Source organism: Candidatus Omnitrophota bacterium (genome assembly GCA_030688425.1).
Lineage (GTDB): Bacteria > Omnitrophota > Gorgyraeia > Zapsychrales > JANLHA01 > JAUYIB01.
Window position 1 is genome coordinate 71,215 of the sequence record JAUYIB010000012.1, and the last position, 25,647, is coordinate 96,861.

Below are 25,647 nucleotides of genomic sequence, written 5' to 3' on the forward strand. Positions count from 1 at the left end.
TTACCAGCTGATCACAAAGGACTCTTCTTTTCGGCCGGCATCGCTGCAGATGGCCTCAACACGGATCGTGTCCTCGGGAAGGATGTCAATGGGGATTTCCTGGATCAGTTGGGAGGGCGAAGTTTGTGTGGCGTAATGATACTCGCCGGCTTCCTTGTCGTTCCGGTAAACCACGACCTTACGGATGCGATGCTCGCGAAGGTTTCGGGACACATGGTCGATCGTAATGGTCAGGACTTTTGTTTTCGGGTCGTACACGGCATCCATTTTCTGGGGAGGCGTAGCCCAGGCGGAAGTAACGATCCCAACCGTTAGTAACACCCCGGCAAGCCCCCGCACAAAAAACCGCTGATAAAACTCATTCCTGCGAATGGAAGTCATCGAGCTCCTCCCTGATAAATTGATGTCGATTATTGCCGCGTTTTTGTTGGCCCGCCGTTTCCTGCAAAAACGGCACGCTAATGTCCCCGGGGTCCGACCGCCGGCCCTGGCGGGCGAGATCCCGGTCAATGATCTCCAGATAGCTCCGGGTCAGCTTGTAATTCGGCCAAAGCTTGTCCACTTCAAGAAGCATTTTTTTGGCCAAGTGGGGGTCCCCGGACTGGTAAAGGACGACACCGTCCTCATAGAGACCGTCCACAGCCGCCAGAAGCTCCTTCTTCAAAATGTCCCGCTCCTGCCGGATCCGGGCTTTTTCTTCGGGGGAGAGTCTCTTGACCGCCGGAGACGGCTCAACGGACATCGGCTCCGCATCAACCGGCGGCGCTGCTGTCTTTGCCACCCCCCGGATGGACGCATCCGTCTTTTGGGAAGATGGCGGCATGGCCATGGCTGAACCTTCGATAGGCGGCTGGGACAACGCCCGGGCACTTTCCGGATCCCGGGATACAAGCCGCTGTTTTTTCGCCTCAAGCGCAGCCAGTTGGCCCCGGATTTTATCGGCCTGGGCCCCGAGCGCTTTCTGCCTGGCTTCCTCCTGCCGCAACCTTTTCCGCTGAATTTTCTCCGCCTTGGAATCCGGGCGGGATTGTCCGGTTTCTCCGGCCTGTTGTTCCCGCGCGGCGATCTTTTCCTCTTTCAGGGAACGCTGTTTGGCCGCGGCCCGCTCCCGGTTTTCGGCCCGGTCATTTTTTTTCTCAACAGCATCCAGCCGGGAATTCATCTTGATGCGGTAATTCTTGGGAAACAACGCCCGTTCAAGAAAGACGCGCAAGGTTTGCAGTTCATCGCGGGTCTCCGCGTAACGCCCGGCCTTGTAAAGGGCCAGAATATTCTTATACCGGGCGTCGCCCGCCCGGAGGAGGTTCTGACGGGCCTGTTCCTTCTGCCGGACAGCGATTTTCTGCTGACGTTCTTTGAGGTTCGCCTTATAAAGTTTTTCCGCGCGGTACGATCTGGCCAGCTCTTTCTGCTGGACATCAAAAACCTTCTCGCGGTTCTCCCGGCTCGCCGCCACCGCCTTGGCCTTCAGTTCTTTCTGCCTCGCCTGTTCCTGCCCGAGGAACGAGAGATGCTGGTCCAGCCGCTTGAGAAAGGCCCGGGTCGCCTCATAGTTGGGGCTGATCACCTCGATCTGGCGGAATTTTCCCTGCGCGTCCTGAAAGCGGCGTTGTTTATAGTCCTCCACCGCGTCCCGGTACATCAGCCGCAGTTCATTGGCAACCTTGCCTTGGGAGGCCGCGGCCCTTGCCGGAGACGGCGCAACAGCCGCAAAGGCGAACAAAACGAGAACAGCAAGACATGAACGAAGGAAAATTTTTCGCATAAGCTGGAAGGTCAACGAACGTTTTATTCTACTACAATTTTCCCGGAAACGACACAACATCCTGCTCAGCGGCCTCACCGGAAACAGGCATTGTCCCGGCAAACCTTCCGATCATGAAAAAGATACCGGTTTCTCGCGATCCAACGGTAAATCACCGGTCCGGCGACTCCGGCCCCGGGAAAATACACAAACGGCAACAAGGGCCACAGCATGGGCAGGGTCCAGCACAGCCTCCGGAAGGCGAAGAACCCACCGTACAGAGTCCCGTCCGGTTCGACCAAATGCAGCTGGCTGTGGGCCGCATCCCGCGTTAACCGGGGATGGATCTGGGAGACGCTCCCCCAAGTCTGGTAATCCACGAATTTGAGGACGGCGAAAAGGTCCATCACCTTCAGTTTATCAACGCTGGCGCGGCAGAAACCGCACCGGCCGTCATAGACCAGCCGCGCGGCATCGGCGGACTGGTTGAAACGCCGTTTCTGATCGATCCAACGCACCACGTCCTCCGGTCTCAGGAACAGCAGCAACTGGGCGGGGAACAGGAAGAAAAACACCGCCGGGACGTCCAGCGTGAGGATCAGCGTGACATGGAACACAAAGCCGAGGGTAATCGCCGAAACGCGGGTCCTGCGGCAAAACAACAGAAATGGCATGGACAGCTCGATGGCGATGATCAAGACCCCGACGGCGTAGCACAACCCCGGATGGCCGGCAAAAAAATCCCGCAGTAAAAAAAACTTCGTAACGCCTTCCGGCGGCGTGTGCATCAGGTCATAGACCGGATTGTCCCTGAGCCAGTTGCCCTCCGCTGAGACCTTGATCAGCCCGGTATAAAAATAGATCAGGGCGATCTGCATCTGCAGCAGGCGCTGGAGGAAAAACGGCCGCGGGGTCTTATAGGCGTCCGGGGACCCTCTCCGCAGGCAGTCCACGGAAAAATAATCTCCCGGATACGGCGTCAGGCACATCTGGAACAACGTGACCACCAGGATATACCACGACAGTGCCCCGGCCACGAATTCATTCAGGGCGTGAAAATAATAACAGCAGGCGAGCAGGACAATGCCGCTGAATTGCGTGAAAAGGCCGATCAAAAAGAAAAACCACGACACACAGAACAAAACAACAAACGCCAGGACCAGCCCGTCCGGGCTCCTCTGGACCAATTCCAGGAACTGCGGGGTGTAAGAGATCGTGTCATGCGTTTTGAAGGCCGTGTGGTAGTAAGTATCATCCAAATGGAAAAATCCCGGCAGGACGTGAAACCCGGTTGTCAGGGCCACGGCAATCCGGAACAACCCCAGCCCCAGGGACGCCCTCTCCTGCAAAAACAATTTATGCCATAAGTCTGTCATTGTCGATTACTCCCGGCACTGGTAAACGGCCTGCTGCCAGCGCTCCCGCGGACGCTGTGAAAAGGACGGATAATGGACCAGCGTGATCCAGAAATCGTCATACTCCGGGAACTTCCGCCGCAAAAAACGGCAAAAATCACCTTTATACCCCTCGTTAAGAATCTGGCTGAGAATATTGCGATGAATATTGTCGTATCCGATTGTCCGGGTTTCGATGATCAGGTGCGGGTCGATGAGTTGCGGGACCCTGCCGCGCACGCCGTAAATCTCGGCGTAACTTCCCGTGTCGTCCACGTTGAAAAACATGATCCATCCCGCCGGAGGGAACAGAAACTTAAATTTAGGCAGCGAACGCTGCAGGAGCGGCTGGAGATAAAAATGTCGCAGGGACTCGTACTGGAACAGGACCACCCAGAGGGCCGTAAAAACAGAAATCACGATATTGCGAATTCGTTTGGAAGGCATAGGGCGTCGGCGATGGTGTAGTATTTGCCCCCTGCTGCTTCGCTTTGCGAAGCAAATCGGCAGAGGTTAATGGTTTGGCCCTTCTGGGCCAAACCACCCTGAGCGAAGCCGCACGGGTTCACCCGACAAACTTACGTCGCTACCGCTCCGTAAGCTTGGGGCTCATTAATAAAGCGTTATTTCAAATCATGCTCGGAGAACACGTCCGCCGTAAAAATCTCGATCCGGGTTTGGGGGTCTTTCCAACAGTCGGCCGGAAGACCGGCCTTGTGGGAGCACAAATTGGACAACAGCTCCTCCCGGTTCCATTTCCACTCGGTGGCCACCTGCGGCAGAAAAATCCCCCCCTGAGAGCCTCGGCGGAGCAGCACGCCGTGAACCCCGGGAACGATCTCTTCGACATTGTGAACGGCCCACGGCTGTGAAAGGACGGAAATCTCGACTTCCAGGGAGCCCAGCTCATCCGCCGCCACCGGAGAGAACCGGGGATCTTCAGCGGCCGCGGCAATGGCCATGTCCCGGACCGTCCGATAAAGGGGGTTCGGCGTGACAATATTGCCGATACAGCCTCGCAACCGGCCGTCTTTTTCGATCGTCACAAAAGCGCCTTCCGGCAGGGACAGCCGGGGGTCCTTTTCCTCGACTTTAAAAATTTCTTTATCTTTGACATAGGCATGGATCGCGCCCCTGGCGATCGCCATCAGCCGTTTTTTCTGTTCCAGGGTCAGGGGCTCGGGCTTCTGCTCCTTCCCTCCCCCGTCAAACGCGTTGGCGGCCGGCGCCTCTTTATAAAAAATGACGGAGCTGTAGCCCACCACCTGGCTCTTGTCCCGGGTCACGTCCCCGGAATTGGCGTAGCGCAGGACTTCCGCGGCCAGGCCGCGGTCCCTGGCGTAGATCAGGGCCGTGGTGGCTGGAATAAAACCGCACATCTCCAGTTGCCGGGTGGAGCAGAGCTTGTAGAAATTTGCCGCGTCCCTCCTTTTCACGACCTCCAGTGTCTCGGCGTCCATTTTCCTTGCGAATGCGTCGTCATGATAATGCGACATGTCCGTGCTCACGACAATCAGGACATCCGTCCTCTCCCCGATGAGTTCCTGGAGACTTTTGGCGAGTTTCTCGCAGAGCTCATAGCTCGCCTGCCCCATGATCACGGGCACGATCTTGGCATCCGGAAACGTTTTCTGGATGAACGGGATTTCCACCTCAAGCGAATGCTCCCGCTCAAAAACCTGCGCATGGAACTCGAACCGCTCGTCCATGGCCGTCAGATTTTTCGCGAAATCCGCGTCCACCTCCGCCATTCCCAGGGGTGTCCGGAAACCGCCCTCCGGCCAGACGGAAACACCGTCATACTGATAAAAATGACTCGGGGCAAGGATGACGACCGTCTGATATTTTTTCTGGGAGACGGCCTTGAAGCCGTAGGCCGCGACCGGGCCGGAATAAACATAGCCGGCATGGGGAGCGATGAGAAGTTCGACCGGTTTGCCGGAGGGGGAATTGGAGGCCTTTTGGAAAAAGGCTTCAATATGGGAGGACAGTTCCTTCGTGTCGGCGCTGTAAAACTGGCCGCTCACATTGGGCTCTTTGATGCTGGTCTGTCCGAATCCGGAAGGCGCCATGGCCGTCACCGCGATCACCACAAGGAAGTTGACAAATCGTTTCATCACATCTGGGCCCTGCCGTCGAGAAAACGATCGACGCTGAGGCGGGTGACCGGATCGGGGTTCTTGATCATCCAGCTGAAGGCGGCGAACAGCATAAGGTCAAACCCGAACGTCACCGGCAACGACGAGGAAAACAGCCCCCCGAAACACCCACACTCCTCGACCGGCAATCCCCTGATCATGGCCTGCCCGACGATGAGGAGAAACGCGATCACGAGCAGGCGCAGGCCCCGCAGAGACCAGGTCGTCCACAGGCCGAGAACGCAGAAGAGCCCGAGAAAAAGTTCGCCCCACGGCACGGCGATGGCGATGAAGGTTTCCGCCCAAGCCGGGAAAAGCTGGTACTGCTGGACAATGTACAAGAAATTCTGATAGGGATAAAGCAGTTTATCCCCGGCGATGACCGCGAAAAAAAATCCCAGCACGATTCTCAAAACGAAAACATAGCGGGTCATGTCTCACCCTCAAGGCCGCACAGGAGTTTGCGGTGGCGGCGCCGGCAGCGACGCCTGGACAGTCTCCCCGAAATACGCGGCTAATTTTTCCTTGAGAACTTTAGGGCCTACCACCATCTCGCCGTTGATGAAATACGTTGGCGTGGACCGGACGCCCATCCCCACGCCCTCCGCCTTCTCGGAGAAGATTACGTCCGGCATCGCCTTGTCTTTCAGGCAGCCTTCCATCTGGGCGATGTTCATCCCGGCCGTCTGGGCATACTGATGAAACGCCGGCTGCGGGTCTGTCAAAACGGCCCATTGGCGCTGTTGCGCCATGAGGAGATCAAGAAACGGCCAGAATTTATCCTGCCTCAGCGAGCATTCCACATAACGGGCGGACAGGTACGCGTGGCGGTGGGATTCCAGGGGGTAGTATTTGACTTCCAGGTAAATTTTGTCCGGATACTTCTGAAAATACTCATTGAGAAGCCGCACGCCCTGCGAACAGGCGGGACACTCAAAATCGATGTATTCCACGATCTTCAAACCGGCCTCGGAAGGGCCTTTGGATTTCAAGGATACCGTGGCCTGCTTACCGGTCAACGCTTTGAGGCCGACGCGGGCCACCAGGACCAGGGCAACGGCGCTCAGGGCCACGAGGACTGCGATTTGGGTTTTATTCAGTCGGGTCATCGGGTAACGTCTCCTTTTCTTTCTTTGATATTATATCCCTGTTTTTCCATAAAACAACTGTTACCTCGCGTTTCCCCAGAGGCTCACCGTATGCCCAGCCGCTTGTTGACCTGAGAAAATCTCCACAGCCAGACGCCGCTCAGGGTGATGACCGGGATCACGAAAAACTTGACCGTGATCTGAAACCAGGCATATTGGTGAAACGGGGAATAAATATAGCACATGATGACCAGCCCAAGGACGATGTGCAGCCATCGTAACATGCCGCGGATGCGTTGAGCCATGTTTCTGCCTCCTTTGCCTGGATCCGCCCGTGTCAAGGGACCTCGCTTCGCTCGGCCGTTTGGCCGTGGCATGACCACGGCCAAGGACTGCATCAAGCCACGGGCAAAGCCCGTGGCATCTGGTTTGTCAGCGGGACGTCCTGATCAGAAAAAATTTCTTGCCTCCGGCCCGGACATCGGCCGTCCCAAGCGGCTCCCCGTTAAAAAAAAACTCGTATTCCCCGGGGGCAAGCAACAGCCGCGCCACCCGGATCTGCGCCGGGAGCGTCTGCCAGGCGCGCAGGTCGGCCTGTTCGGAATAAATATTGTAAAGACTGCCTGACACGCGGACGGCATCCGCCGCGGCATCGCCGTGTCGTCTCTCGAGGGCGTCCGCCCCGTATCTCTCCAGGGCATACTTTCCCGCCGGGCGCAGCACGGCCTTGGCGATAACGCGGACCTTTCGGTCGGAAAGATTTTTGACCGCGATGCCGGCGATGTCCTCGCCCAACTGGGTGGGCTGCCGGGCCACGATGGCACCCCCCTTCCTCGCGCTGAACCATCCCTCCCGGACGTCGAAGATCCGCTCTTTATACCGGGGAAACGCGATCTTGGTCACGATCCCGCCGGGCAGGGGGACCGCGATCCATTCCTGATACTTCATCGGAGACAGGCCGCTGTAGTGGACCACATAGACTTCCGCCTTGGCGTCGCGCTCTTCCCGTGACGGAAAACCGCCGGGAGAATATTTGGATTTGAGCCTTTTGAATTCGGCGGGATCAAAACGATGGGCCAGCGAAAGCAGATTTTCGATCAGCAGCGGCGGCGGGTCCATCTGATAGTGCTGCCGGTAATCGGACTCATACGCCTCCAGCGCTTTTTGATAAGAGATGTACGCGTCATTGGCATCGCTGGCTGAACCGGCGCACTCATAAAGAAGCCCCATCAAAAACCTGGCAAAGGCGTCTTCCCGGTAAACATTTTTCTTCCCGTCCGGGTACTGTTCGTTGATGGCGTAAAGAATCGAATCCACGTCCCTCGCCTCCACCAGCGCCTCCCGGCAGTCCCCCAGGACCGCGAAATTCAACCCCTGGAAAATATTGAGCATGACGCGCTCGAAATCTTCACCGCGGTAAGGAGCGGAGTAATCATTGTAAGCCCACGTGGCGGCGAGTTTGGACAGGGACTGCGTATAAAGCTGGTCGTATTCCACTTTGGCCTCTTCAAAGGCCTTGATACTCTCCTCATACCGGCCGGCCAGGTGCAGGACCAGGCCCTTGTCCAGCCAGAACAGGAGTTCGTTGTTACGGCCGTAACCGTCCTTGTGTTTCTCGAGGATTCTCAAAGCGGAATCGAAGCGCTCCGCCACCACGAAGCTGTTGACCTGCGGCTGGACCGCCGGCGCCGTGGCGCAGGACGGCAACCAAAGCGCGGAAAAAAGGACGAGCGCTTTGAACCAAAGCGCCCGCTGTGGGAAAATATTATGCACTTTTTTGGGATATCGCGTTTTCAAACCCCGGAGGACAAACCCGCCAGCCCCGCCTCTGGCGGGTCTCAACGGCGGGGCTAAGGGATGCAGCAACTTATGTTCACCACGTTCCATAAGTTGCGCATTCACTAAAGGGAGTACTTGCTCTTCTGAACGACCTTCTTGATGTCCTTCTGCCCGATCCAGACTTTTTCATTGGTCGCCAGGTCCACCATTTCCAGATTGACCTGATACATGATCACGTAACGGCCGCGCGTTTCGTCCTTGATGGAATTGATGCTGCCGATGAGCATGTAGTCCGCGCCGGTTTCCATCGCCATCTTGCGGCGGGTCGCGGAGTTCGTGAACGCCCCCTGCTGGTCGACACGCTCTTCGCGCACGTCCGTCCGTTCCTGGCGGGAGGCCACGAATTTCACCCGGCCAGAGTTGAGGAGGCTGCGCTCGAGGTCTTTGGTGAACACGTCGGAATTGATGTGCTCATGGCTTTTATTGACGACCGAGCCGACGATGACAACCGGCGGGCGCTTGTTTTCCGTCTGGAACACCGCGACCCAGGAGCGTGACAGCGAGTCGTCGATCATCTCCTTGGCGACCAGCCGGGAATCGGTGTCGTTCCAGCGGCCGCTGTAATCCACGGGCGCTTCCACGTCCACGCGCTTGACGGTCGTGCCGCAGCCGGCCGCGGTCAGAAGGGCCAAAACCAATACGAACAGGTGACGGTGTTTCATCCGATCATCTCCTTTTAAATGAGCGTCTGACTTACGGAAGTCCCGCTGCCCCTTGCGCCATGGTGGGGCAAGAAGCGGGACGACGTCAAGTCAGCCACGCGAATTTATCCCGCGAAGGTTGCGACCCAGCAACCGAAGCGGGACAACCGCTTAAAAACATTGTTTTACATTGTAAGAGAAAACGGGCCTGCCGTCAATGCCGCGGCAAACGTTCAGCCCCCCCAGTTATTTCCGCAGAAGGGCTGGGCTGTGTCCCGCGCGCAGTTTGAGACCGCTTTGCTATGTTTTTGTCTTTAGAGAAAAGCGGGCTCACTGTTTGAGCACGGGACACAGCCCAGCCCTTCTCACCGGAATCAAATTCCTACCGTCACTCAATCTCCGGCCTCTCTTCCACGGTAAGCCGCATCTCGCTGCTGTTGGCGCGGATCTCCGGAACATACATCGCGTGCGCCTGGTTGGGCATGGCATGAAACTCGCCCGGCACCTCGGCCCGGAGCTCATATGAGATCCGGTAGGTCCCCTGCTTCAACTTCGTGATGAAAATCGCGACTTTCTGGTCGCGGAATTCCTGATACAGCCAGGCCTGTCCGCCGGCGGGCTTCCCCTTCCCATCAACCGCCTGGGCGTAGCCGGTGCCGCTCTTCAGTTCCACGGCCTCGAACCCGGCCGGCTTATAATCTTCAAAGACCAGGTATTCGTAATTGTTCTTCGCCTCGACCGTGAGCTCGACCTTTATGCGCTCCCCGCTCTTGACGGCGTCGCCGTCCTTGAGCTCGGCCCAGTCGGAGACATACCCTTTCATCAGGGTTTCCTTTTTGCTTTCTTTCAGGTATTTCCGCTCGACGAAGATCTCGTTGCCGGCGGACGTGATGCCCTCTTCCAGCGTGAAATACTTCAGGTATCCGGACAGATACATCGCGCCCTGTCCCTTGAATTTGACCTGGACGGTGTTTTTTCCGTCCCGGATCGCTTCCGCGGGAACTTCGACGAGGCGGCCGAAGGTCAGGACATTCTGGCTGTCCACCTTCCCCTGCCGGACGGACTGGCCGTTGACAAGGATGTCAAACTCATAAGCCGGATTCAACTCCCGGGTCGTTTTCAGATAATCGGCCAGCGACAACAGCGCGATCGCCGTGTCGCGCGTGTTGCTCCAGCGGGCGCCGCGGCGGTTGAGGGCCAGCCACTTGACCGCGGGGTCAACGTAAACGCTCTGTGGATCAATGTTCACCAGCGCTTTCAAAACAAACGCCGTGGCCTCGGTCCCGCCGTCGCTCCAGCGGTAATAGATCCCGGACTCGCCCCAATGCGCGGTGGCGTTGTCCTTGTCCTCCTTCACGCCGTTGGCCAAATTCCTCACCAGAACATCGGCATATTCCTTATTATTGCGGAGCTGCAGAGACAGCGCGAACAGCGCGCGCGTGTAGGGGTTGAGTTTGTCGCGCATTTCCCACAACCGTTGTTCCTGCTTGTCCTGGAATTCGCTGCCTGTCCTCGCCTGCGCCAGGGCGTAGAGCATCCAGGCCAGCATGTCGGGATTGTTCTCCTCCTCGACAAGATTCGTCTGGAGATACGACGCGGCGCGGGAGATCACGTCCCCCCGGACATCCGCTCCCGCATCCCTGGCCAAAGAGATCCCCCAGAGAACATACGCGGTCATGAAGCGGTTGGTGTCGTCATCCTTCCACCAACCCCAGCCGCCGTCGGAATGCTGAAAATCATACAGCCGTTTGAGCCCGTCCTGGGTCATGGATTTAAGTTTGGTGAACGTCGCGTCATCGCGGCGCTGAGGATGCCCCTCGGGATCATGCCGCGGCTCCATCACATCGCTGATATAGGCCATGACCTCCTGTTCGGTCAGGCCTAGATTCTGCATGGTCTTTGCCACAATGACCGCCGGCAGGAAACGGCTCATGGTCTGCTCCACACAGCCGTAAGGATAATCCGCCAGGTAAGGCAGGGCATCCAGCAAAGCCGCGGCCATCGAAGGCGAAAGGACAAGCTGTAAGGACGTGGATTCCTTGATCCTTTCCTTGGGGACATTCAGCACGAACTCGGCGGTCTGCTCCGCCGGCTCCTGGCTTTTCAGCACAACGGCCTGGGCGATGAACTTCTCGATGCCGTGCGGGATGATCGGGTAACTGCGGGCCATGGCGTCGGCTTCGGTCTTCGCCTGGGCCGTCACCTTGATATCCGCCAGACCGGCCTTGGGCACTTCGCACACCCAGTCCACCCGCTTTTCTCCGCCGGCCGGGACCGTGATCCAGGATGACGGTTCGCCGACCACGTGCAGTCCTTTCGCATCAATGGTCACTTTAATTTTCTGCTCTTCTTCCGTGTAGTTATGCACGTTGGCGGACACCGTGGCCATGTCCCGCTCGGTGAAAAAACGCGGGGCCTGCAGACGCACGATGATGTCTTTCTTGGTCCGCGTTTCCTGAGTCACGTTGCCGACGGTGGTTTGCCGGGTGATCGCGCGGGCCGTGGCGCGCCAGGTCGTGAGCGAATCCGGGAAGGTCACGGTCAAACTCGCCCGACCTTCCGCGTCGGTCACGATGGACGGCTGCCAGATCACGGTGGATCGGAAATCCGTCCGGGTCTCGGCCTGGGCCAAAGGCCCTTTTTCATTCCTGTTGCCCTTCCCTATATCTTCCTTATCTTTACTCTGCTTTTCAGCCATCTCCTCCATCGGCTTGGCCAGAGACCTGCTGACCATCGGCGCCGAAGCGGCCCTCATCTTGCCTTCGGCCATGCCGCCGACTGCGTCCATGGCCGCGAAAGACACATCCGAGCGCAGCCGTTCGTCTCCGAGGATTTTCTCCCCGGACCGGGCCGACACCTCGGTTTCAGCCTTCTTGGCCAGATCCCGCTCCTTCGAGTCCTTCAGATATCTCCTCTGGTCCTCGGTGATCAACTCGCCCTTCTCCCCTCGGACAAGCCGGGTATAGGTCCGCTGCTGAAAACTGGTCTGGGTCGTGACCGAGAGCTGTCGCTTCTGTCCATAATAGAATTCCCGGATGTCCGGGACATATTCGTTCTGGATGTAATAAACGCTGGCGTCCACGATCCCCAGGGAGATTTCACCCGACACCGGCTCCCCGTCCTTGTCCGTGACTTCTAAAGAAAACTTTCCCTCGTCCCTCGGGCCATAGACCTCCTTGTCCGAAGAGATCCGCACGTTCAAGAACTTTTCTTCGGGAGGAACAATGATCGGCAACGAATGGGTCTTCATCTGAAAATGGTCCGATGAGACCGCCGTTACGAAAATGTTGGGAATGAAATTGGCCTGGATAGGGACTTCCAGCAATTTGACCGCTCCGGTCAGATGCAGCATCTGATAATCCAGGATCTCCTGCGCCTCGGCGGAAAACAGCACCCAGCTTTCCGGCTGGTCTGAAACGATCATGAAACGCGCGGTCTCGCCGGGCATATACGTGTCTTTTTCCGCGATGATCTGCATGCCGCCGAAGCGGAATCCAATGTCCTGGCTCTGCTTCGCGCAGACATAGACAACGGCGCTGGACAAGACTTCCTTTCCGCCCGCGTCAAACCCGGTGAACTGGACCGTGTAATACCCGTCCTGCTCGGGCTGGAATTCAAATTTCGCCTCGCCCTTGGCGTCGGTCTTGACGAACTTGGAAAAAAGCTCATTGTTCCCATACTGCCCTTCGCGGACGATCTTGTCGCCTTCCATCCTCGGACCGTCCCACCAGTTGCGCAGGACAGCCACCTTGCCGTCCACGGACACGGGCTCCCCGTTGGCCGTCATGATCTTGATGTCCACCTCGGCCTTGTCGCCGGGGTGGTAAAGGTTCTGCTTGGGTGTCAGGTAGGCGTAAAACGCGTTTTTCGTGACCTTGATCTCGCCCGTGGCCGTGATCTCCCGGCGGCTCTGGTCCACCACCCTGGCCTCGACGCGGTATTTCAAATCGTTCGGGCTGTCCTTCGGGGTTTCAAATTCAAACGTGGCCTTGCCGTCCTTGTCCGTCTTGATCTTCCCCTGCGTGACCAGCTGGCCGCCGCCGTAATCATAATAATTCGAACGCATGTCGCGGTAATACCATTCATACTCCCGGGCGGGATAATACGTGTGGTAATAGGGCGATTGATAGATCAGATACTCGATGTCCGCGCCGGCCACGGGGCCGCCGAAATAATACTGGGCGTCGAGCTCGACAACGATTTTATCGCCGAGCTGATATGTGGACACCTTGCCGTCCTTCGGTTTCGGCTTGATGTTGACCAAAAATTCCGGCAGCTTGTATTCCTCCAGCCGGAACAGCGGGCTGTTGCCGATGTGCTGGTTCCAGTTGTCGGTGTAGACCTCCATCCGGTACTCGCCCAACGCCGCCTGGCCGTCCAGGGACAATTTATCATCGAAGGTCCCGAAATCATTCAAAACATAATCTTTTTCACGCACGATGTTGCCGCGCGGATCATAAATCCGCGTTTTGACCTTCATCCCTGTGGTGTTGGTGAACGCGGCCCCGTCGTAACGCCGGACAATCCCCTTGAAAGAGACCTGCTCATTGGGCCGGTACGCCGGCCGATCGCTGTAAGAATAAAGCGACCAATTCATGCCCGATCCCCCGGAACCGTAATGAGACCCCTGCACAAAGGCCTGCATGGCCCCGTCCGAGGCCACGGCAAAAAGATCGTGTTGATTGTTGTATTGTTCTCCGGGATTTTTCAGTTCGACCTTCAAAAGCCCGCTGGCATCGGTCACGCCGCTGCCCTCATCCCACATCCAGTGTCCCTGGGTGTCGTAATAACGGTAGTGATATTTGACCTGGGCCTCCGGCTTGGGGCTTCCGGTGGCCCCGTCAAAAGCGTAAAAAAGCGCGGAACGGGCCGACGTTTTTGCCGCCACGCCCATCTCCGTCACCAGGATGAGATCATAGGCCTTCACGTCTCCGGCGGTCACCAAAAGCAGGTATGCGCCCGGAGGCAACACCCCCATCGCGGGATCGACGGGATCGTCATCCTTTTCCTTACGCCATTCCGCCAACCCCTTGCTCTCCCCGTAGGGAAGATGTTTCCCCTCTTCTTTCAGGGACTCCTGCCAAGACACCACAACGGGCAGAAACTGATAACGGCCGGAATCCACAAGACTTTTAAGAAGTTTGGAATACTGGTCCACGCCTCTCTCGTCCTTGTCCGCCTGCACGTTCATGTTCAAATTGAGCTCATGCACCAGGTCCATCTTGTAAATCGTGACTTTGGCCTGGCTGATGTTGCGCCAATTCAGGCTGAATTGGATTTCCGAATCCGGAAGGAACGTGTAACCCACGCCGGCGGAAAGGGCCGGACCCGTGATTTGCTTGACGCGCTCCCGGGCGTTGTCCAGCCACTGGGATTCCCCCGGCTTGAAACGCGACAAGAGTTGCTGAAAAGCCTCCAGGGCCGGCTTAAATTCGCTGGCCTGCTCGTGATACTGCCCCAGATAGAACAACGCGTCATCCAGCCATTCGCTCTGCGGGTAGCGGTCAACCACTTCCTTGAAATGTTTCTCGATCAACTTTTTCTTTTCAGGATCGTACGCAAACCGGCTCTGATAGCTCATGGCCAACGCGTAATGGGCCTTGGCCTTGTCCGCCGGATCCGTGGCGATCTTGAGGATTTCCTCATACAGCACTTCAAGCCCGGCCGGCTGGGCCTGCGGCGGCCTGGCAATGGCTTTTTCGCCGTAACGCACTTCGGAAAGCCCCGTGTAATACCAGCCCCAATTCTGGGAGATAAAATCGCCTAAAGTGAAGCTGGCCGTGACAAAACGCTTCCTGGCCAACTCAACATCCGTGGCTCCGGCCCAATAATCCCGAGCGTTCTCTAAATATGACTTGATCTGCTCCGTGTGCGACCAGCGGTCCACCTGCAAATAATATTCAGCCAGGGATTCTCCGGCCTCAGCCTGCCAGCGGTCGGCATCTTTATCCTCGGCCAGATCCTTCAGCATCTTTTCCGCTTCAGGAGCGGCTGTCCCCTGCTGATTGGCGCGCCACAGGCAGTCCCCCAGCTTGAAATTCACTTCCCGCGCGATCTTGGCAGCAGGTCCATTTTTTTCAACTTCGCTCAAAATTTGGCGGTATTTCTCGGCCGCCATCTGATACGACTTCTCCTCCCGGAGCTGGTCGGCCTCCTTGAGAAGCGGGGTATCAGCGGCGATCCCGCAGGTCCCAAAAACAAAAACAGCGGCAACGGACAGAAAAAACCCCTTCAGGAAATTCTTTCCCATGGATAGGCCTCCGCTTGTGGTGTTGAATGGGGGAATCGGAAATGACTGCCGGAATGGCAATGAATGGGTGAGCATGCGTTTTGAGCCCGTTTGTGAAGACGCTGGCTTCGAATTTCGAACGGCTTTTCCAACAAGGTTTTCAGCATCGGAAACCGGATAAAAAAGCCCATGACCCAGGGTCATGGACTTTCACCTATGGCTTAAACGTGTAGACGGGGGAAAAGTTACAAATTCTTTTTGACTAAACCGTGTGCCTTGGCAATGATTTGCAACATCTTGATAAGAAATCAGGCGGCCTGCTCCTATTTCTTGTTTGAAATCACAAAGCTATTTTTATATTCCGGCTTCATCTTGGAAAGGAATTCGTTGGCCTGGTCCTTGGTTTGAAACGATCCGACGTAAATCCGGTACCAGGTCCCCTTGTCGCCCAGGTCCTTGGCCACAAGAGAGGCCGGGTAACCCGCGGCCAGCAGCCCTTTCAGGGACAGTTCGGCGTGGCTTTTTTCCTTATAAGAGGCCACCTGAATGGTGAAAGGCATCGAAGCAACGTTCACGGCCGGCGGGGCCGCCGGAGCCGCCTTGGCGGCGGAGGCCGGTTCCCGGGATTCCGGCTTTGCGGATGCCGCGGGAGCGGACATCTTCACCGGAGGGGCCGCCTGCGGTTTCGCGGGCTGAACCGGCTTGGACGCCTTGGCCGGCAGGGGCGCCGGTTCCGGGGACGTCTCCTCGATAAATTCATATTCGACATCGGGGATCGAATCCAACTGCTGTTCAGGGAAAATGTCCATCAGGGACAACGAAGACTTCTGCCCGCCCTCGAAATTGAGCGCGAACACGGCAATGACAATGACCGCGGCGATCAGGGTCCAAATCATCCATTGATTTTTCATCGCACACCTCCTGAATCACAAAACGTTAATCCCGGGAATCTTTGCCTATTGTATCGCGGCACGGAGTTTTCCTCAAGCCGCATCCTTGGGGCCCGGCGGGTCCCAGGAGGGGAATTTTCCCTCCAGCGCCCGCTCGACCAGGTCCTTCACTTCATCGCTGAAATTCTGGGTCAGTATCCATTCCAGATAAGACCGGTCGTTCTTCGCCACCTCTTTGAGATTATCCCGCCGGGCATATTTGCCGAACATCATGTACAGCTCGCCGTTCCACCAACGAAACTTGCGGTCCGCATCGTAAAATTCACTACGTTTTTTGTAATCGAACTGTTTGAGCGCCTCGATGAAGTCGCTGCCGTTGCCGTATTTCTTCAACTGGGCCTCGAGCACCTCCAGGGTCGCCCGGCTGTCGGCCAAGGCGGAGTGGGCGTCAGTGAGATCATGGTCGCAATAATATTTGTACGCGGCGGTCAGGTCCCTCCGCTCGTGGAGATGATAAATTTTTTGCGCGTCGTAAACGGTCCGGCCCTTGAAATCCAGCGACAGGTTCGCGTCCGCGACCTCCCGGGCCAGGATCGGCATGTCAAAACGTTCCAGGTTGAAGCCAGCCAGGTCGGCGCCTTCCAGATAATTCACGACCTCGGCGGCGATGTCCTTGAAACGCGGGGCGTATTTCACGTCCTCATCGCTGATGCCCGTCACCTCCTGCACCTCGGCAGGGATCGGCATGCCCGGATTGACCTTTTGTTCATATGTCGTGCGGTCTCCCCCGGGGAGGCAGCGGATCATCCCGATCTCGATGATCCGGTCTTTTTCAATCCACGTTCCCGTGGTCTCCAGGTCCAAAACAATCAAAGGCCGCGACAATTTCATAAGGGGTTCTTTTTCTGTTTTTTTCAACGGTCCGGCAGAAGGATTCATGGCGAATACCACCCGAAAGAGCTTCCCCTCTGGCTGTCCAGAATGCCGATCTTGCCGGTGGACGGGTCGAGAATGAGTATCCCGAATAAAAGATGTTCCATGATAACATAACGTCCGCCCGGGAGCCAGCGCAAATCCCTGATCACAAGCTGTCCTCCCTGATACTGATACCTTGCGATCTCCCCCAGCGCCGTCCGCTCGGTCACGCGGGGGATCTGGTACAATCGCCGCCGCCACCACAAGTTCCGGATAAAATACAGGGTGTCCCTCTCATCGATGCCCACGACCGCTCCGGACCGGGAGTACGCATGATACGTTCCCGCGCCCGATGAGTTACTGAAGGTCAGACGGTCAACGCCAAAATCCAGGTCGATCCCGCGCACGGCCAGATGTTCCGGCTTCAGGCGCGGCTCTGAAAAAGGGAACTCGATCACCGTCTCAGGGTTCAGGGACGACAGCGGGATACGAAAAATCTTCACGTGATAGGGATTGGCGTGCTTCGTCGTGTCCAGGGACTCGAACCAGGAGGCGTAGAGATGGGTGGACGGACGGTCCCAGAACAGGGACACAAATTTCAGGACAGGACTCTGGACCTTGACGCGGCTTTTGGTCCTGATGTCGTAAATCCACCAGTCTTCCACGGCGGAATACGCCGACCACCGCGAAAGCCGGTAGCAGAATTTCGCGCTGTCCGGGGCCCAGCGCACGCCGTCGATGGCCCCGCGCACCTGGTCCTTGTCCGCGGCGTTATCCATCCGGACCGAGGTCAGACGCTCCGAACGCCCCGCGGCGATGTCCAGCAAATAAAGATCGTTCCGGGTCAGGACCAGGAGGTTCTTGCCGTCCGGCGAAAACTGGTATTGCCGGATGGTCTCATCGGCCTCAAAAACCGTCTTGCGGCCGCTGCCATCGGGGTTAATCATCACCAGGCGGTTATCCGCAAGAAAATAAATGGGAGTGTCCTCCTTGACCCACCGGGTGTTCGGCGCGATCCGGGCGGCGAAATCAATGGGTTTCTTGGGGGAATAATTCTCGATGAAGATCATGACCGTGATCGCGATCAAGCTGGTTTCGACCACGATGGTCACGTAAAACAGGATCTGCCGGAGGAATTGCTGAAAATGCTTGAGCCGCAGATGACGGACCTGCAAAAACAGGATGATGACGCACATCCCCAGGAGGAGATAGGCGTTGAATGCGAGGATTTCCTCGAAGTGATTGTTGAGAAACGATGCGATGGTCTTGAGGTCAAAATTCCGCATGCTTAAAAATGATATTCTTTCCGCCGGAAACGGGAAGCGCCGCCGCCTTCCACGTCCACAAACTTCTCCAGGATCCGGCCTTCCTCCAGGAAGCGGGACATCCGAGTGTAAATGCTCCCCTGCCCCTCCATCCCCCCGCGGGCCGCGCCGTCCACCTGGGGACGGATCAAGTAAAGATTTTCCTTGGCCCGGGTGGCCGCAACGTAAAACAGCCGGCGTTCCTCCTCAATGGCGCCCTCGTTATCAAAGGCGCGGTACGACGGCAGATATCCCTCGGCCACGTAAATGAGGAATACGGTGTGCCATTCCAGCCCCTTGGCGGAATGGATGGTCGAGATGATGAGATGGTCTTTTCTCTGGCTGCGCTCGGCCTCCACCAGCCCTTTTTCAAGAGGGTCCAGCGTCATGTCGGCCAAGAATTGTTCCAGGGACTGATACCGGGACGCGATGCGTTCCAGGGATTCCAGGTCGCTCAAACGCTTGTCGTAATCGTCGTGCTGGCTCATCAGGATCGGAAGATAAAACCCCAAAACATCCTTCAGCAAATCCGCCGGCGGCTGCCGGCCGTCGATTCCGCGCAAAAGGTCGAAGAACTTCTGGAGCTCCGGTTTCTTTTTAAAAACAGCGCCGCCAGCCTGCAATCCCTGCCGGCCGCAGATCACGTCCTTCAGGATGTCCTCCACGGTCTTCGGGCCGATGCCGTCCAAAAGGAGCAGGGCGCGCGTCCAGCTCATCTCATCAGAGGCATTATATACGATTCTCAAGAAACTCAGGACATCTTTCACATGCGCGGATTCCGCGAACTTCTGCCCGCCGTATTTCACGAACGGAATGCCGTGGGACGCCAGCTCGACTTCCAGGTCATTGGAATGCCAGCCCGACCGGAACAGAACCGCCATCTCGCTGAGCGGCACCCCGAGGGACCTCTGCTCAAGGACCTTGCGCAAGACATACCTCGACTGGCTGTGCTCATCGGCAACGTCCGCGTACACCGGCCGGCCCCGGCCCGGTTTATTGGAGAACAACGTTTTCTCAAAGCGTTCGCTGGCCGCCAGGATCACTTCGTTGGTCATGTCCAGGATCGGCTGGCAGGACCGGTAATTTTCCTCCAGGGTGATGACCTTGGCCTCCGGAAACACCTTGGGGAACTCGATGATGTTGCGAAAATGCGCCCCCCGGAACGAATAGATGCTCTGCGAGTCGTCCCCCACCACCATGAGGTTTTTGTGCTCGCCGGCCAGAAGCTGGACGATATGGCCCTGGATTTTGTTGGTGTCCTGGTATTCGTCCACCATGATATACCGGTACCGCTCCGACAGCTCCTTGCGGATCTGCGGCTGAAAAACGAGGAGCTCATGCATGTAAACCAGCAGGTCGTCAAAATCCAAAAGGCCGAGCCCGCGTTTGTACTCAAAATATTTGTCCTTGACCTGTCCGATGGTCCCCGACCACTCCATGAAATGCGGATACTCCTCGTAAATAACGGTCCCGACGTCCACCCCCTTGTTGACGCTTTTCGAAATCAGCGACAACAGCGTGCCTTTCTTGGGAAACCGCTTGTCGGCCTTGCGCAGCCCCATATGGGAGCAGACCAGCCCGACCGCGTTCTCCGCGTCGGATTCATCCATGATCGAAAAGTGTCGCGGCAGGCCGACAGCCGGAGCGTGTCTGCGCAGGGTCAGGTTGGCAAAGGAATGGAATGTCCCACCGGAAACGTTCTGGCAACGGGCATCAAGGACTTCGCTGGCCCGGCGCAACATTTCTCCGGCGGCCCTTCGCGTGAACGTCAAAAGCAGGATGGATTCCGGGGCCACGCCCTGGCTGACCAGATAGGCGGTGCGGTAAACCAGAACACGCGTCTTGCCGCTGCCGGCTCCGGCGATCACCAGATAAGGGCCTTCGGTGGAGACGACGGCCTCTCTCTGGGCAGGGTTCAATTCATTCTCAAAGGAAACGGGGGATTTCATGTCGGGATATTATAACACGGCCCTTCCGCGCGCCATGAATTTATCGGGGAATTTCGCGGCATCTTGAGAAAACGATCGATTGCTGTGCTCCCTCACACGCCATGCGCGCTCGGATGTTTCGGCACGCTTTTCTCCCTTAAACCGGCGAAGCGCGCCGAAACAAAAGAAGGAGCCAGTAAAAAATATGGCTCCTTCCGTAATCATCATGCGGTCTCAAGGGGGTCGCGGATCAGGGAAAACGCCGGACCACGCTGATCACCTTGCCGACGATCGAAACGTTGTCATCCACCGGGATGGGGTCGTATTTCGGGTTGGCGGGCTCCAGATAATAACTCTGGTCTCTCTTCCTCAGAGACTTGACCGTGGCCTCTTCGCCCACCATCGCCACAACCGTTTCTCCGGTCTTGGCGATCGACTGCTTGCGCACCAGGACCAGATCGTCCGGCATGATACCGGCGCCGATCATGCTGTCCCCCTTCACGCGCAAGGCAAAGGTCTTCTCGTCCGAAAACACAAGGCTGTCGAGATCGAGATATCCTTCGATTTCCTCAATCGCCAGCGTGCCCAGACCGGCCCGCACCTTGCCCAGGATCGGCACGGAAAACAGCGCCTCCCGCACCAGTTCAATGGCGCGGGACTTGCCGGCCGCGATCCTGACGTAACCTTTCTGCGCAAGGGCTTTCAGGTAATCCCGGACCGTGCCGGTTGAGGAAAAACCGAATTCTCCGGCGATTTCCCGGATGGTGGGTGGAAGGTTGGTGTCCCTGACCTTCCGGTAGATGAATTTGAGAACGTTTCTCTGCTTGGATGTCAACTCTTGTGTCTGTGTCATAGGAGCACAATACCACCCATGCGTGCGGATGTCAAGAATTCTTAAGAATTTTTTCTATTTGGGCCAGGGCGTGCCGTTGCGGATCCAGCGGCCGTCGGGAGTCTTCGTAAAAAAATGCCCGATTAACGGATGCTGAATCGGAGACCGCAAAGGATCCGGTTCCAGATGGCTTTCCGGAATATAGGACACCTGGTCAGAACCGTCCACCAGGAGGTGATACCAGGGTTGCTCCCTGTCCGCGGCCGGCTGCCCCTGCGGCAGAATCCCGCCGTCATCGCAGCGCAAATCGAAATCGACCACGAGTCCGCGGTAGAGCATCTGTTTGTGGCGCACGAACTGGCCGCGCCCGAAACGGGGAATTTTCTTGGAAAGGGCCGGGTCCCAGGTCCTGTCGCCGCCCGAAGATGGCCGGGAGAATTGCTCCTCCACCTGACGGAGGAGATCGTCCATCAATTGGCCATTGGGGGCATGACCGCAGAGCTCATAGACCCGGCGAAGGTTGTTCAGGACGCGGCGGATGATGATCTCGGCGTTCGCGATCCGGTCGGGCGAAAGATCAGCATCCCCGTTTTCCGCAGGATGGAGGACGGCGACATCCTTCTCCTCCACCAGCTGGCCGCCATGATAGCAGTCCACCAGCATCTTGCGCCCGTTATGCTCGACGCGCGCCATGAAGTGCCCGGGATGATTATACCCCTCGACCGAGATCCCCAGCCGGGCGCCGACCAGCAGATAAAGGCAGGACAGGCTGATGGGCAGACCCTCGCCGGACAGGATCACGTGGACAAGGTTGCTGTTTTGCGGATGATGATACGTTTCCCGCGCGCCGCGCAAATTTTTCACCTGAAAAAGGAATTTGGCCAGGAGCAGGACGTTCCCCGAAGAATACGCGGACCGGAATTCCGCGGCCAGCGTGTCCAAAAGCTCCGGAAGGTCCTGGCGGTACCGGATCCCGCTCTGAAATTTCGCCAGCATCGTCAGGGCTTTTTCCAGCCGCGCGATATCTCCCGGGAATTCAAACCATTCCGGCCAGGCCGCCCGGATCCATTCCCTGTGATACTCCTCCAGAACCGCCTCGATGGGCTCCCGCCGGCTGTTGACCAGACTGTCCGGAAGGGCCCGGATCGCTTCCCGCAACCCGGGAAAGGCCATCATTTCCCGAACCACGGCCTTGCGGACCGTCTTGGATTCGTCATCAAGAAGACTCACGAGATGAGGAAGCTGTCCGATATCTGCCATAACGCCCCCGCGTTAAAGTTGATCGACCTGAAAACCTTCCTGCCTGAGCAGTTCCACCAGCCCCTGGTCGCCGACAAGATGGGCCGCCCCCACCACGACAAAATAAACCTCATCGGTCCCGAGATACCGCTTGATCTCGGCGGCCATGTCCTTGTTGCGGTTGAACAGGATGATCTCAAAAATCGGCCGGGTTTCCGGAAACTGCTGGAGCATGTCCGCGATGGTCAATTTTTCCATCGCCGCGGCGTCGCCGTATTGCCAGGCGGCCAGGATCATCTCCAGCATGGCCTCGGTCTCATCCAGAGAATTGAGCGTATAATCCAAAAACATGTTCTGGTCCGGCAGCCGGTCCAGAAAATCCAGCTGCTGTTCCAGCGTTTCCAACTGCAGGACTTTTTTTCCCGCACCGTGGGCCCGGCGAAGAAAATACCGGTCCACGCCGTATTCTTCGTCGTAACCCAGATACTTGATCTGCAGGACCTGGAGGTTGACGGCGATAAACCACGGCTTGAACCGCAGCATCGGGTCCATGGGCATGCCGAATTTCTGAAAACGCGCCTGGAGCTTGTCGAAAGTTTTCGGGTCCAGTTGGCTCTCCAACAGCTGGTCCGCGGGCAACAGTCCCTTCTGCGCCACGGTCCTCTGGGCCTCCATCGGATCTATGCTCTCCGTGTCCACTTCGACAACCAGGGTCCCCGCTCCGGCAAAGGCCCCGTCCACTTCGCCGGCGAGCGGGTACATGTCTTCCTTGCCGAGATGAATGGACCCGAACAGATAAACTTTCGTCCGGTCGGATTTCACTTCCCAAAGAAAATGCCGCTCCTCGGGGCGGGGCTGGGCGTCTGAGTGGATCCCGGCGATTTCGTCCTGAAAAAACGTGACAGTGATCCCATCGCCCACATCCAGGACCACGCGGTCCCCCGGCTGTTCCACGACACGCCCCCGGAACGACTTACCGGATTTCAATTCGATGGTTTCTGCCGGAAGAGAAGACACCATCATCAGGGCCAGAACAAATGCAGCTGAGATCGTCTTCACGGCGAGGTCCCCTTGAATTCCGTCGTCAGGATCTTTTTGGCGATCGGAAAGATCTGCTCCGCGATCTTCCGGTGCATCGCGGCCGACGGGTTCAACCCGTCCGGGGCCCACAAAAAGGGGTCATCCCCCAGCTCCCGGAATAACTTATAAAAATCAATCACATGGATGTCCCGGAAGCGGCACTGGTCGGCGATGATCGTATTGTAAAACGCCACGTCCCATTTCCCGTCCTTCTGCCCAATCAGCTTCTTCCCGGCGGGCGTCACGGACACGTCCGGAACCGTCAAGACAAGGATCTGTCCGGGCCCGGGCAGGACCTCGCGCAGGACCTCCACGATCATCGAAAAGTTCTTCACAAAGGTCATTGGGTCAACGTCCCAGACCCAGTCGTTCATGCCGATCAGGACCGTGGCAAAATCCGGTTCCAGCTTCTTCAAATACGGCAGGCGGTTGTCGATGATCTCCTGGGTCGCCCACCCGTCCCTGGCCAGGTTTGCGACCAGATGGATGTTGATCCCCGCAGCTACAAGCTGCTGAGTCAACAGGACCGGCCAGGCCTGGGCCAGCGCGACTCCGGTCCCGATCGTGTAGGAATCGCCCAGGGCGATATACCGGATAACTTCCTTATTCGTCGCCATTCCGTTCTTTCCGCCGGGGGCGCCGGCTGAAAAAATCTACCCGACCTCTTTTTCCAGCTTTTTCATCAACCGGTCGGCGTCCTCGATCAATTGTGCCGGGGACAACTTCAGGGATTCCATGTCTTTCTTAAAGGCGCGGACCGCGTTAAGAAAACGCTGGAGCGCCGCCTTGTTCCTCTTGTCCCGCTCTTCGTCGGGATCCACGATCTTGCGCTCTTTAATCAGGGCCGTCAGGTCTTTCCGCACCAGAGATGTGTCCTTCCCCTTCTCAAAAATCTCCCCCTTCAGATGCAGATAGTCGTCGCGGTTCAATTCCTTCTTCTGTTTGGCCAACCGCAGAAGATTGATCGATTCATAACCGGGGACCTTGACAGGCCCGCGCTGCTCCTGAAATTCTTCGGTCAGATACGCCGGCTCGTCCTGCTCCAAAAAGAGATACGTCTTGAGAAGCTTCAGGGCGGTTTCCTTTTTCAAACCCAATTCTCTCTCGGTGTAATACTCAAACTTGTCGTACCCCCAGGCGTGATACAGCTTGTCCTTCCAGGCGGAATACAGCGACTGCCCGAGGCTGACCCATGACGTCTTGAAATCCTTGGTGAATTTCAAAATTTGGGTCCTCAAAAGATCGGACGTGACGTCAACGGTCTTTTTTTGGTTCAGGGGATTCAAACGGGTGTCCATTGTGCTCATACGTTTCTCCGGTGTGAAATTTTCGTCGATTGCGGTGAATTCGAGGTATTGTAACAGATTTGAATGCCAGGGACAACGGCACAGGCAAAAATGTCAGCCGTCAGCGCAGGGGCATGATGCGGACCCGCCCCGCCAGGCGCTCGACATCGGCGCGGATGAACCGTACCGGCAGAACCCTGCAGGCGCTGGCGGCCCCGGAGGCCGCGGCCATGCGGAGGCCTTCCGCCAAGGAGTCCCCGGCCAGGTACGCCGCGAGGAATCCTGACAAAAACGCATCCCCGCAGCCAACGGTATTGACCGCCGTGACGCGGGGGGCTGACGCAGACAGGATATCCTTGCCGTCGGATGCGACAGCGCCGGCAGGTCCGAGTGTGATAATGGCAATTTGAGCTCCCCGGTCCCGCAATCCCCGGAGAAGCCCCGGCCGGGAACGCGAAACGTGGGATCTTCCTATAATAGACTGCGCCTCTGAGCAATTGACTTTGACCAGAAACGGACGGGCCTTCAGCGCTTCGCGCAGGGCCGGGCCGCTGGTGTCGACAGCCACCCGCAACCCCTCGGCCTGAGCGATTTCAACGAGGCCACGGCAAAATGACGATGGGAGACCCGCGGGCGGACGCCCGGAAATCACGACAAAACGGCTGAAACGCAAAAGCCGGCGGAACGACATCACAAAACGCCGTCCGTCGCCCGTTTTCAGAACAGGACCGGGTTCAAGGACGCGGGACATCCGGCGATGGACCGGATCGATCACCGTCAGGTTGGTCCTGGATTCGCATCTGGCCACGACAAAATCATGACGGATATTTTCCTCATCGAGAAGCCGGAGCATCATCCTCCCCGCCCCGCCGCCCGCGATGCCCGTGGCCAGCGTTCTCACGCGCAGGATCTTCAGCCCGCGGGAAACGTTGATCCCTTTCCCCCCCGCGCTCCGGAGGATGTCCGCGCAAAGCTGATCACGCCCCGGACGAAAATCCGGGACCACCGCGACCTTGTCCACCGCAGGGTTCAAGGTCACCGTCAAGACATAGCGGGAATAATCGGGATTTTTTTTCACAACCGCCTGCCTCCGTTTTTTT

At 57.4% G+C, this 25,647-nt stretch carries 21 protein-coding genes; all 21 read right to left on the minus strand.

Annotated features, from left to right (window positions below):
- Positions 1-381 (minus strand): hypothetical protein, encoded by a 381-nt coding sequence (locus tag Q8Q08_01380; protein MDP2652662.1) that lies wholly within the window; start codon positions 379-381, stop codon positions 1-3.
- Entirely contained in the window at positions 359-1,765 is a 1,407-nt protein-coding gene (locus tag Q8Q08_01385; GenBank protein MDP2652663.1) for a hypothetical protein, read from the minus strand. The genes Q8Q08_01380 and Q8Q08_01385 overlap by 23 nt, the downstream gene beginning before the upstream one ends.
- 74 nt (positions 1,766-1,839) lie before the next feature.
- Positions 1,840-3,120 carry a DCC1-like thiol-disulfide oxidoreductase family protein gene (locus Q8Q08_01390; protein ID MDP2652664.1) on the minus strand — a complete coding sequence of 427 codons (1,281 nt, stop codon included), beginning with the start codon at positions 3,118-3,120 and terminating at the stop codon, positions 1,840-1,842.
- Between the two features lie 6 nt (positions 3,121-3,126).
- On the minus strand, positions 3,127-3,585 hold the full coding sequence (locus Q8Q08_01395) for a hypothetical protein (protein MDP2652665.1): 459 nt from the start codon (positions 3,583-3,585) through the stop codon (positions 3,127-3,129).
- Positions 3,586-3,761: 176 nt separating this feature from the next.
- Positions 3,762-5,255: an AmmeMemoRadiSam system protein B gene (gene amrB / locus Q8Q08_01400; GenBank protein ID MDP2652666.1), complete on the minus strand. Its 1,494-nt coding sequence runs from the start codon at positions 5,253-5,255 to the stop codon at positions 3,762-3,764.
- On the minus strand, positions 5,255-5,710 hold the full coding sequence (locus Q8Q08_01405) for a DoxX family membrane protein (protein MDP2652667.1): 456 nt from the start codon (positions 5,708-5,710) through the stop codon (positions 5,255-5,257). The genes amrB and Q8Q08_01405 overlap by 1 nt, the downstream gene beginning before the upstream one ends.
- A gap of 9 nt (positions 5,711-5,719) precedes the next feature.
- On the minus strand, positions 5,720-6,385 hold the full coding sequence (locus Q8Q08_01410) for a thioredoxin domain-containing protein (protein ID MDP2652668.1): 666 nt from the start codon (positions 6,383-6,385) through the stop codon (positions 5,720-5,722).
- 83 nt (positions 6,386-6,468) lie between these two features.
- Complete coding sequence (locus tag Q8Q08_01415) at positions 6,469-6,669, minus strand: hypothetical protein (protein MDP2652669.1); 201 nt, start codon at positions 6,667-6,669, stop codon at positions 6,469-6,471.
- A gap of 127 nt (positions 6,670-6,796) precedes the next feature.
- A complete protein-coding gene (locus tag Q8Q08_01420; GenBank protein ID MDP2652670.1) occupies positions 6,797-8,137 on the minus strand; it encodes a hypothetical protein in 1,341 nt (446 codons plus the stop codon).
- Positions 8,138-8,265: 128 nt separating this feature from the next.
- A complete protein-coding gene (locus tag Q8Q08_01425; protein ID MDP2652671.1) occupies positions 8,266-8,865 on the minus strand; it encodes a penicillin-binding protein activator LpoB in 600 nt (199 codons plus the stop codon).
- A gap of 367 nt (positions 8,866-9,232) precedes the next feature.
- Positions 9,233-15,094 (minus strand): alpha-2-macroglobulin family protein, encoded by a 5,862-nt coding sequence (locus Q8Q08_01430; protein MDP2652672.1) that lies wholly within the window; start codon positions 15,092-15,094, stop codon positions 9,233-9,235.
- Between the two features lie 302 nt (positions 15,095-15,396).
- Positions 15,397-15,984, minus strand: coding sequence for an SPOR domain-containing protein (locus Q8Q08_01435; protein MDP2652673.1), 588 nt, complete (start codon positions 15,982-15,984; stop codon positions 15,397-15,399).
- Between the two features lie 72 nt (positions 15,985-16,056).
- Complete coding sequence (locus tag Q8Q08_01440) at positions 16,057-16,854, minus strand: 3'-5' exonuclease (GenBank protein MDP2652674.1); 798 nt, start codon at positions 16,852-16,854, stop codon at positions 16,057-16,059.
- A 44-nt stretch (positions 16,855-16,898) separates the two neighbouring features.
- Complete coding sequence (locus Q8Q08_01445; protein MDP2652675.1) at positions 16,899-18,164, minus strand: hypothetical protein; 1,266 nt, start codon at positions 18,162-18,164, stop codon at positions 16,899-16,901.
- Between the two features lie 2 nt (positions 18,165-18,166).
- Positions 18,167-20,131 (minus strand): ATP-dependent helicase, encoded by a 1,965-nt coding sequence (locus Q8Q08_01450; GenBank protein ID MDP2652676.1) that lies wholly within the window; start codon positions 20,129-20,131, stop codon positions 18,167-18,169.
- A gap of 229 nt (positions 20,132-20,360) precedes the next feature.
- Positions 20,361-20,963, minus strand: a complete 603-nt coding sequence (gene lexA / locus Q8Q08_01455; protein MDP2652677.1) for a transcriptional repressor LexA — start codon at positions 20,961-20,963, stop codon at positions 20,361-20,363.
- A gap of 54 nt (positions 20,964-21,017) precedes the next feature.
- Positions 21,018-22,202, minus strand: coding sequence for a heat shock protein HspQ (gene hspQ, locus Q8Q08_01460; protein MDP2652678.1), 1,185 nt, complete (start codon positions 22,200-22,202; stop codon positions 21,018-21,020).
- Positions 22,203-22,214: 12 nt separating this feature from the next.
- On the minus strand, positions 22,215-23,240 hold the full coding sequence (locus Q8Q08_01465; GenBank protein ID MDP2652679.1) for a TraB/GumN family protein: 1,026 nt from the start codon (positions 23,238-23,240) through the stop codon (positions 22,215-22,217).
- Entirely contained in the window at positions 23,237-23,878 is a 642-nt protein-coding gene (locus Q8Q08_01470; protein ID MDP2652680.1) for an SGNH/GDSL hydrolase family protein, read from the minus strand. Before Q8Q08_01470 ends, Q8Q08_01465 begins: the two co-directional genes overlap by 4 nt.
- 36 nt (positions 23,879-23,914) lie before the next feature.
- Positions 23,915-24,568, minus strand: a complete 654-nt coding sequence (locus Q8Q08_01475; GenBank protein ID MDP2652681.1) for a hypothetical protein — start codon at positions 24,566-24,568, stop codon at positions 23,915-23,917.
- 100 nt (positions 24,569-24,668) lie between these two features.
- A complete protein-coding gene (locus tag Q8Q08_01480) occupies positions 24,669-25,625 on the minus strand; it encodes a hexose kinase (protein ID MDP2652682.1) in 957 nt (318 codons plus the stop codon).
- Between the last annotated feature and the right edge of the window lie 22 nt (positions 25,626-25,647).

Bases quoted from the DNA above. Each gene is read 5' to 3' on its own strand.
- lexA (MDP2652677.1), bottom strand. From the start codon at position 20,963: ATGACACAGACACAAGAGTTGACATCCAAGCAGAGAAACGTTCTCAAA.
- Q8Q08_01440 (MDP2652674.1), bottom strand. From the start codon at position 16,854: ATGAAATTGTCGCGGCCTTTGATTGTTTTGGACCTGGAGACCACGGGA.
- Q8Q08_01430 (MDP2652672.1), bottom strand. From the start codon at position 15,094: ATGGGAAAGAATTTCCTGAAGGGGTTTTTTCTGTCCGTTGCCGCTGTT.
- Q8Q08_01475 (MDP2652681.1), bottom strand. From the start codon at position 24,568: ATGAGCACAATGGACACCCGTTTGAATCCCCTGAACCAAAAAAAGACC.
- Q8Q08_01385 (MDP2652663.1), bottom strand. From the start codon at position 1,765: ATGCGAAAAATTTTCCTTCGTTCATGTCTTGCTGTTCTCGTTTTGTTC.
- amrB (MDP2652666.1), bottom strand. From the start codon at position 5,255: ATGAAACGATTTGTCAACTTCCTTGTGGTGATCGCGGTGACGGCCATG.
- Q8Q08_01380 (MDP2652662.1), bottom strand. From the start codon at position 381: ATGACTTCCATTCGCAGGAATGAGTTTTATCAGCGGTTTTTTGTGCGG.
- Q8Q08_01395 (MDP2652665.1), bottom strand. From the start codon at position 3,585: ATGCCTTCCAAACGAATTCGCAATATCGTGATTTCTGTTTTTACGGCC.
- Q8Q08_01390 (MDP2652664.1), bottom strand. From the start codon at position 3,120: ATGACAGACTTATGGCATAAATTGTTTTTGCAGGAGAGGGCGTCCCTG.
- hspQ (MDP2652678.1), bottom strand. From the start codon at position 22,202: ATGGCAGATATCGGACAGCTTCCTCATCTCGTGAGTCTTCTTGATGAC.
- Q8Q08_01445 (MDP2652675.1), bottom strand. From the start codon at position 18,164: ATGCGGAATTTTGACCTCAAGACCATCGCATCGTTTCTCAACAATCAC.
- Q8Q08_01415 (MDP2652669.1), bottom strand. From the start codon at position 6,669: ATGGCTCAACGCATCCGCGGCATGTTACGATGGCTGCACATCGTCCTT.
- Q8Q08_01405 (MDP2652667.1), bottom strand. From the start codon at position 5,710: ATGACCCGCTATGTTTTCGTTTTGAGAATCGTGCTGGGATTTTTTTTC.
- Q8Q08_01425 (MDP2652671.1), bottom strand. From the start codon at position 8,865: ATGAAACACCGTCACCTGTTCGTATTGGTTTTGGCCCTTCTGACCGCG.
- Q8Q08_01410 (MDP2652668.1), bottom strand. From the start codon at position 6,385: ATGACCCGACTGAATAAAACCCAAATCGCAGTCCTCGTGGCCCTGAGC.
- Q8Q08_01435 (MDP2652673.1), bottom strand. From the start codon at position 15,984: ATGAAAAATCAATGGATGATTTGGACCCTGATCGCCGCGGTCATTGTC.
- Q8Q08_01450 (MDP2652676.1), bottom strand. From the start codon at position 20,131: ATGAAATCCCCCGTTTCCTTTGAGAATGAATTGAACCCTGCCCAGAGA.
- Q8Q08_01470 (MDP2652680.1), bottom strand. From the start codon at position 23,878: ATGGCGACGAATAAGGAAGTTATCCGGTATATCGCCCTGGGCGATTCC.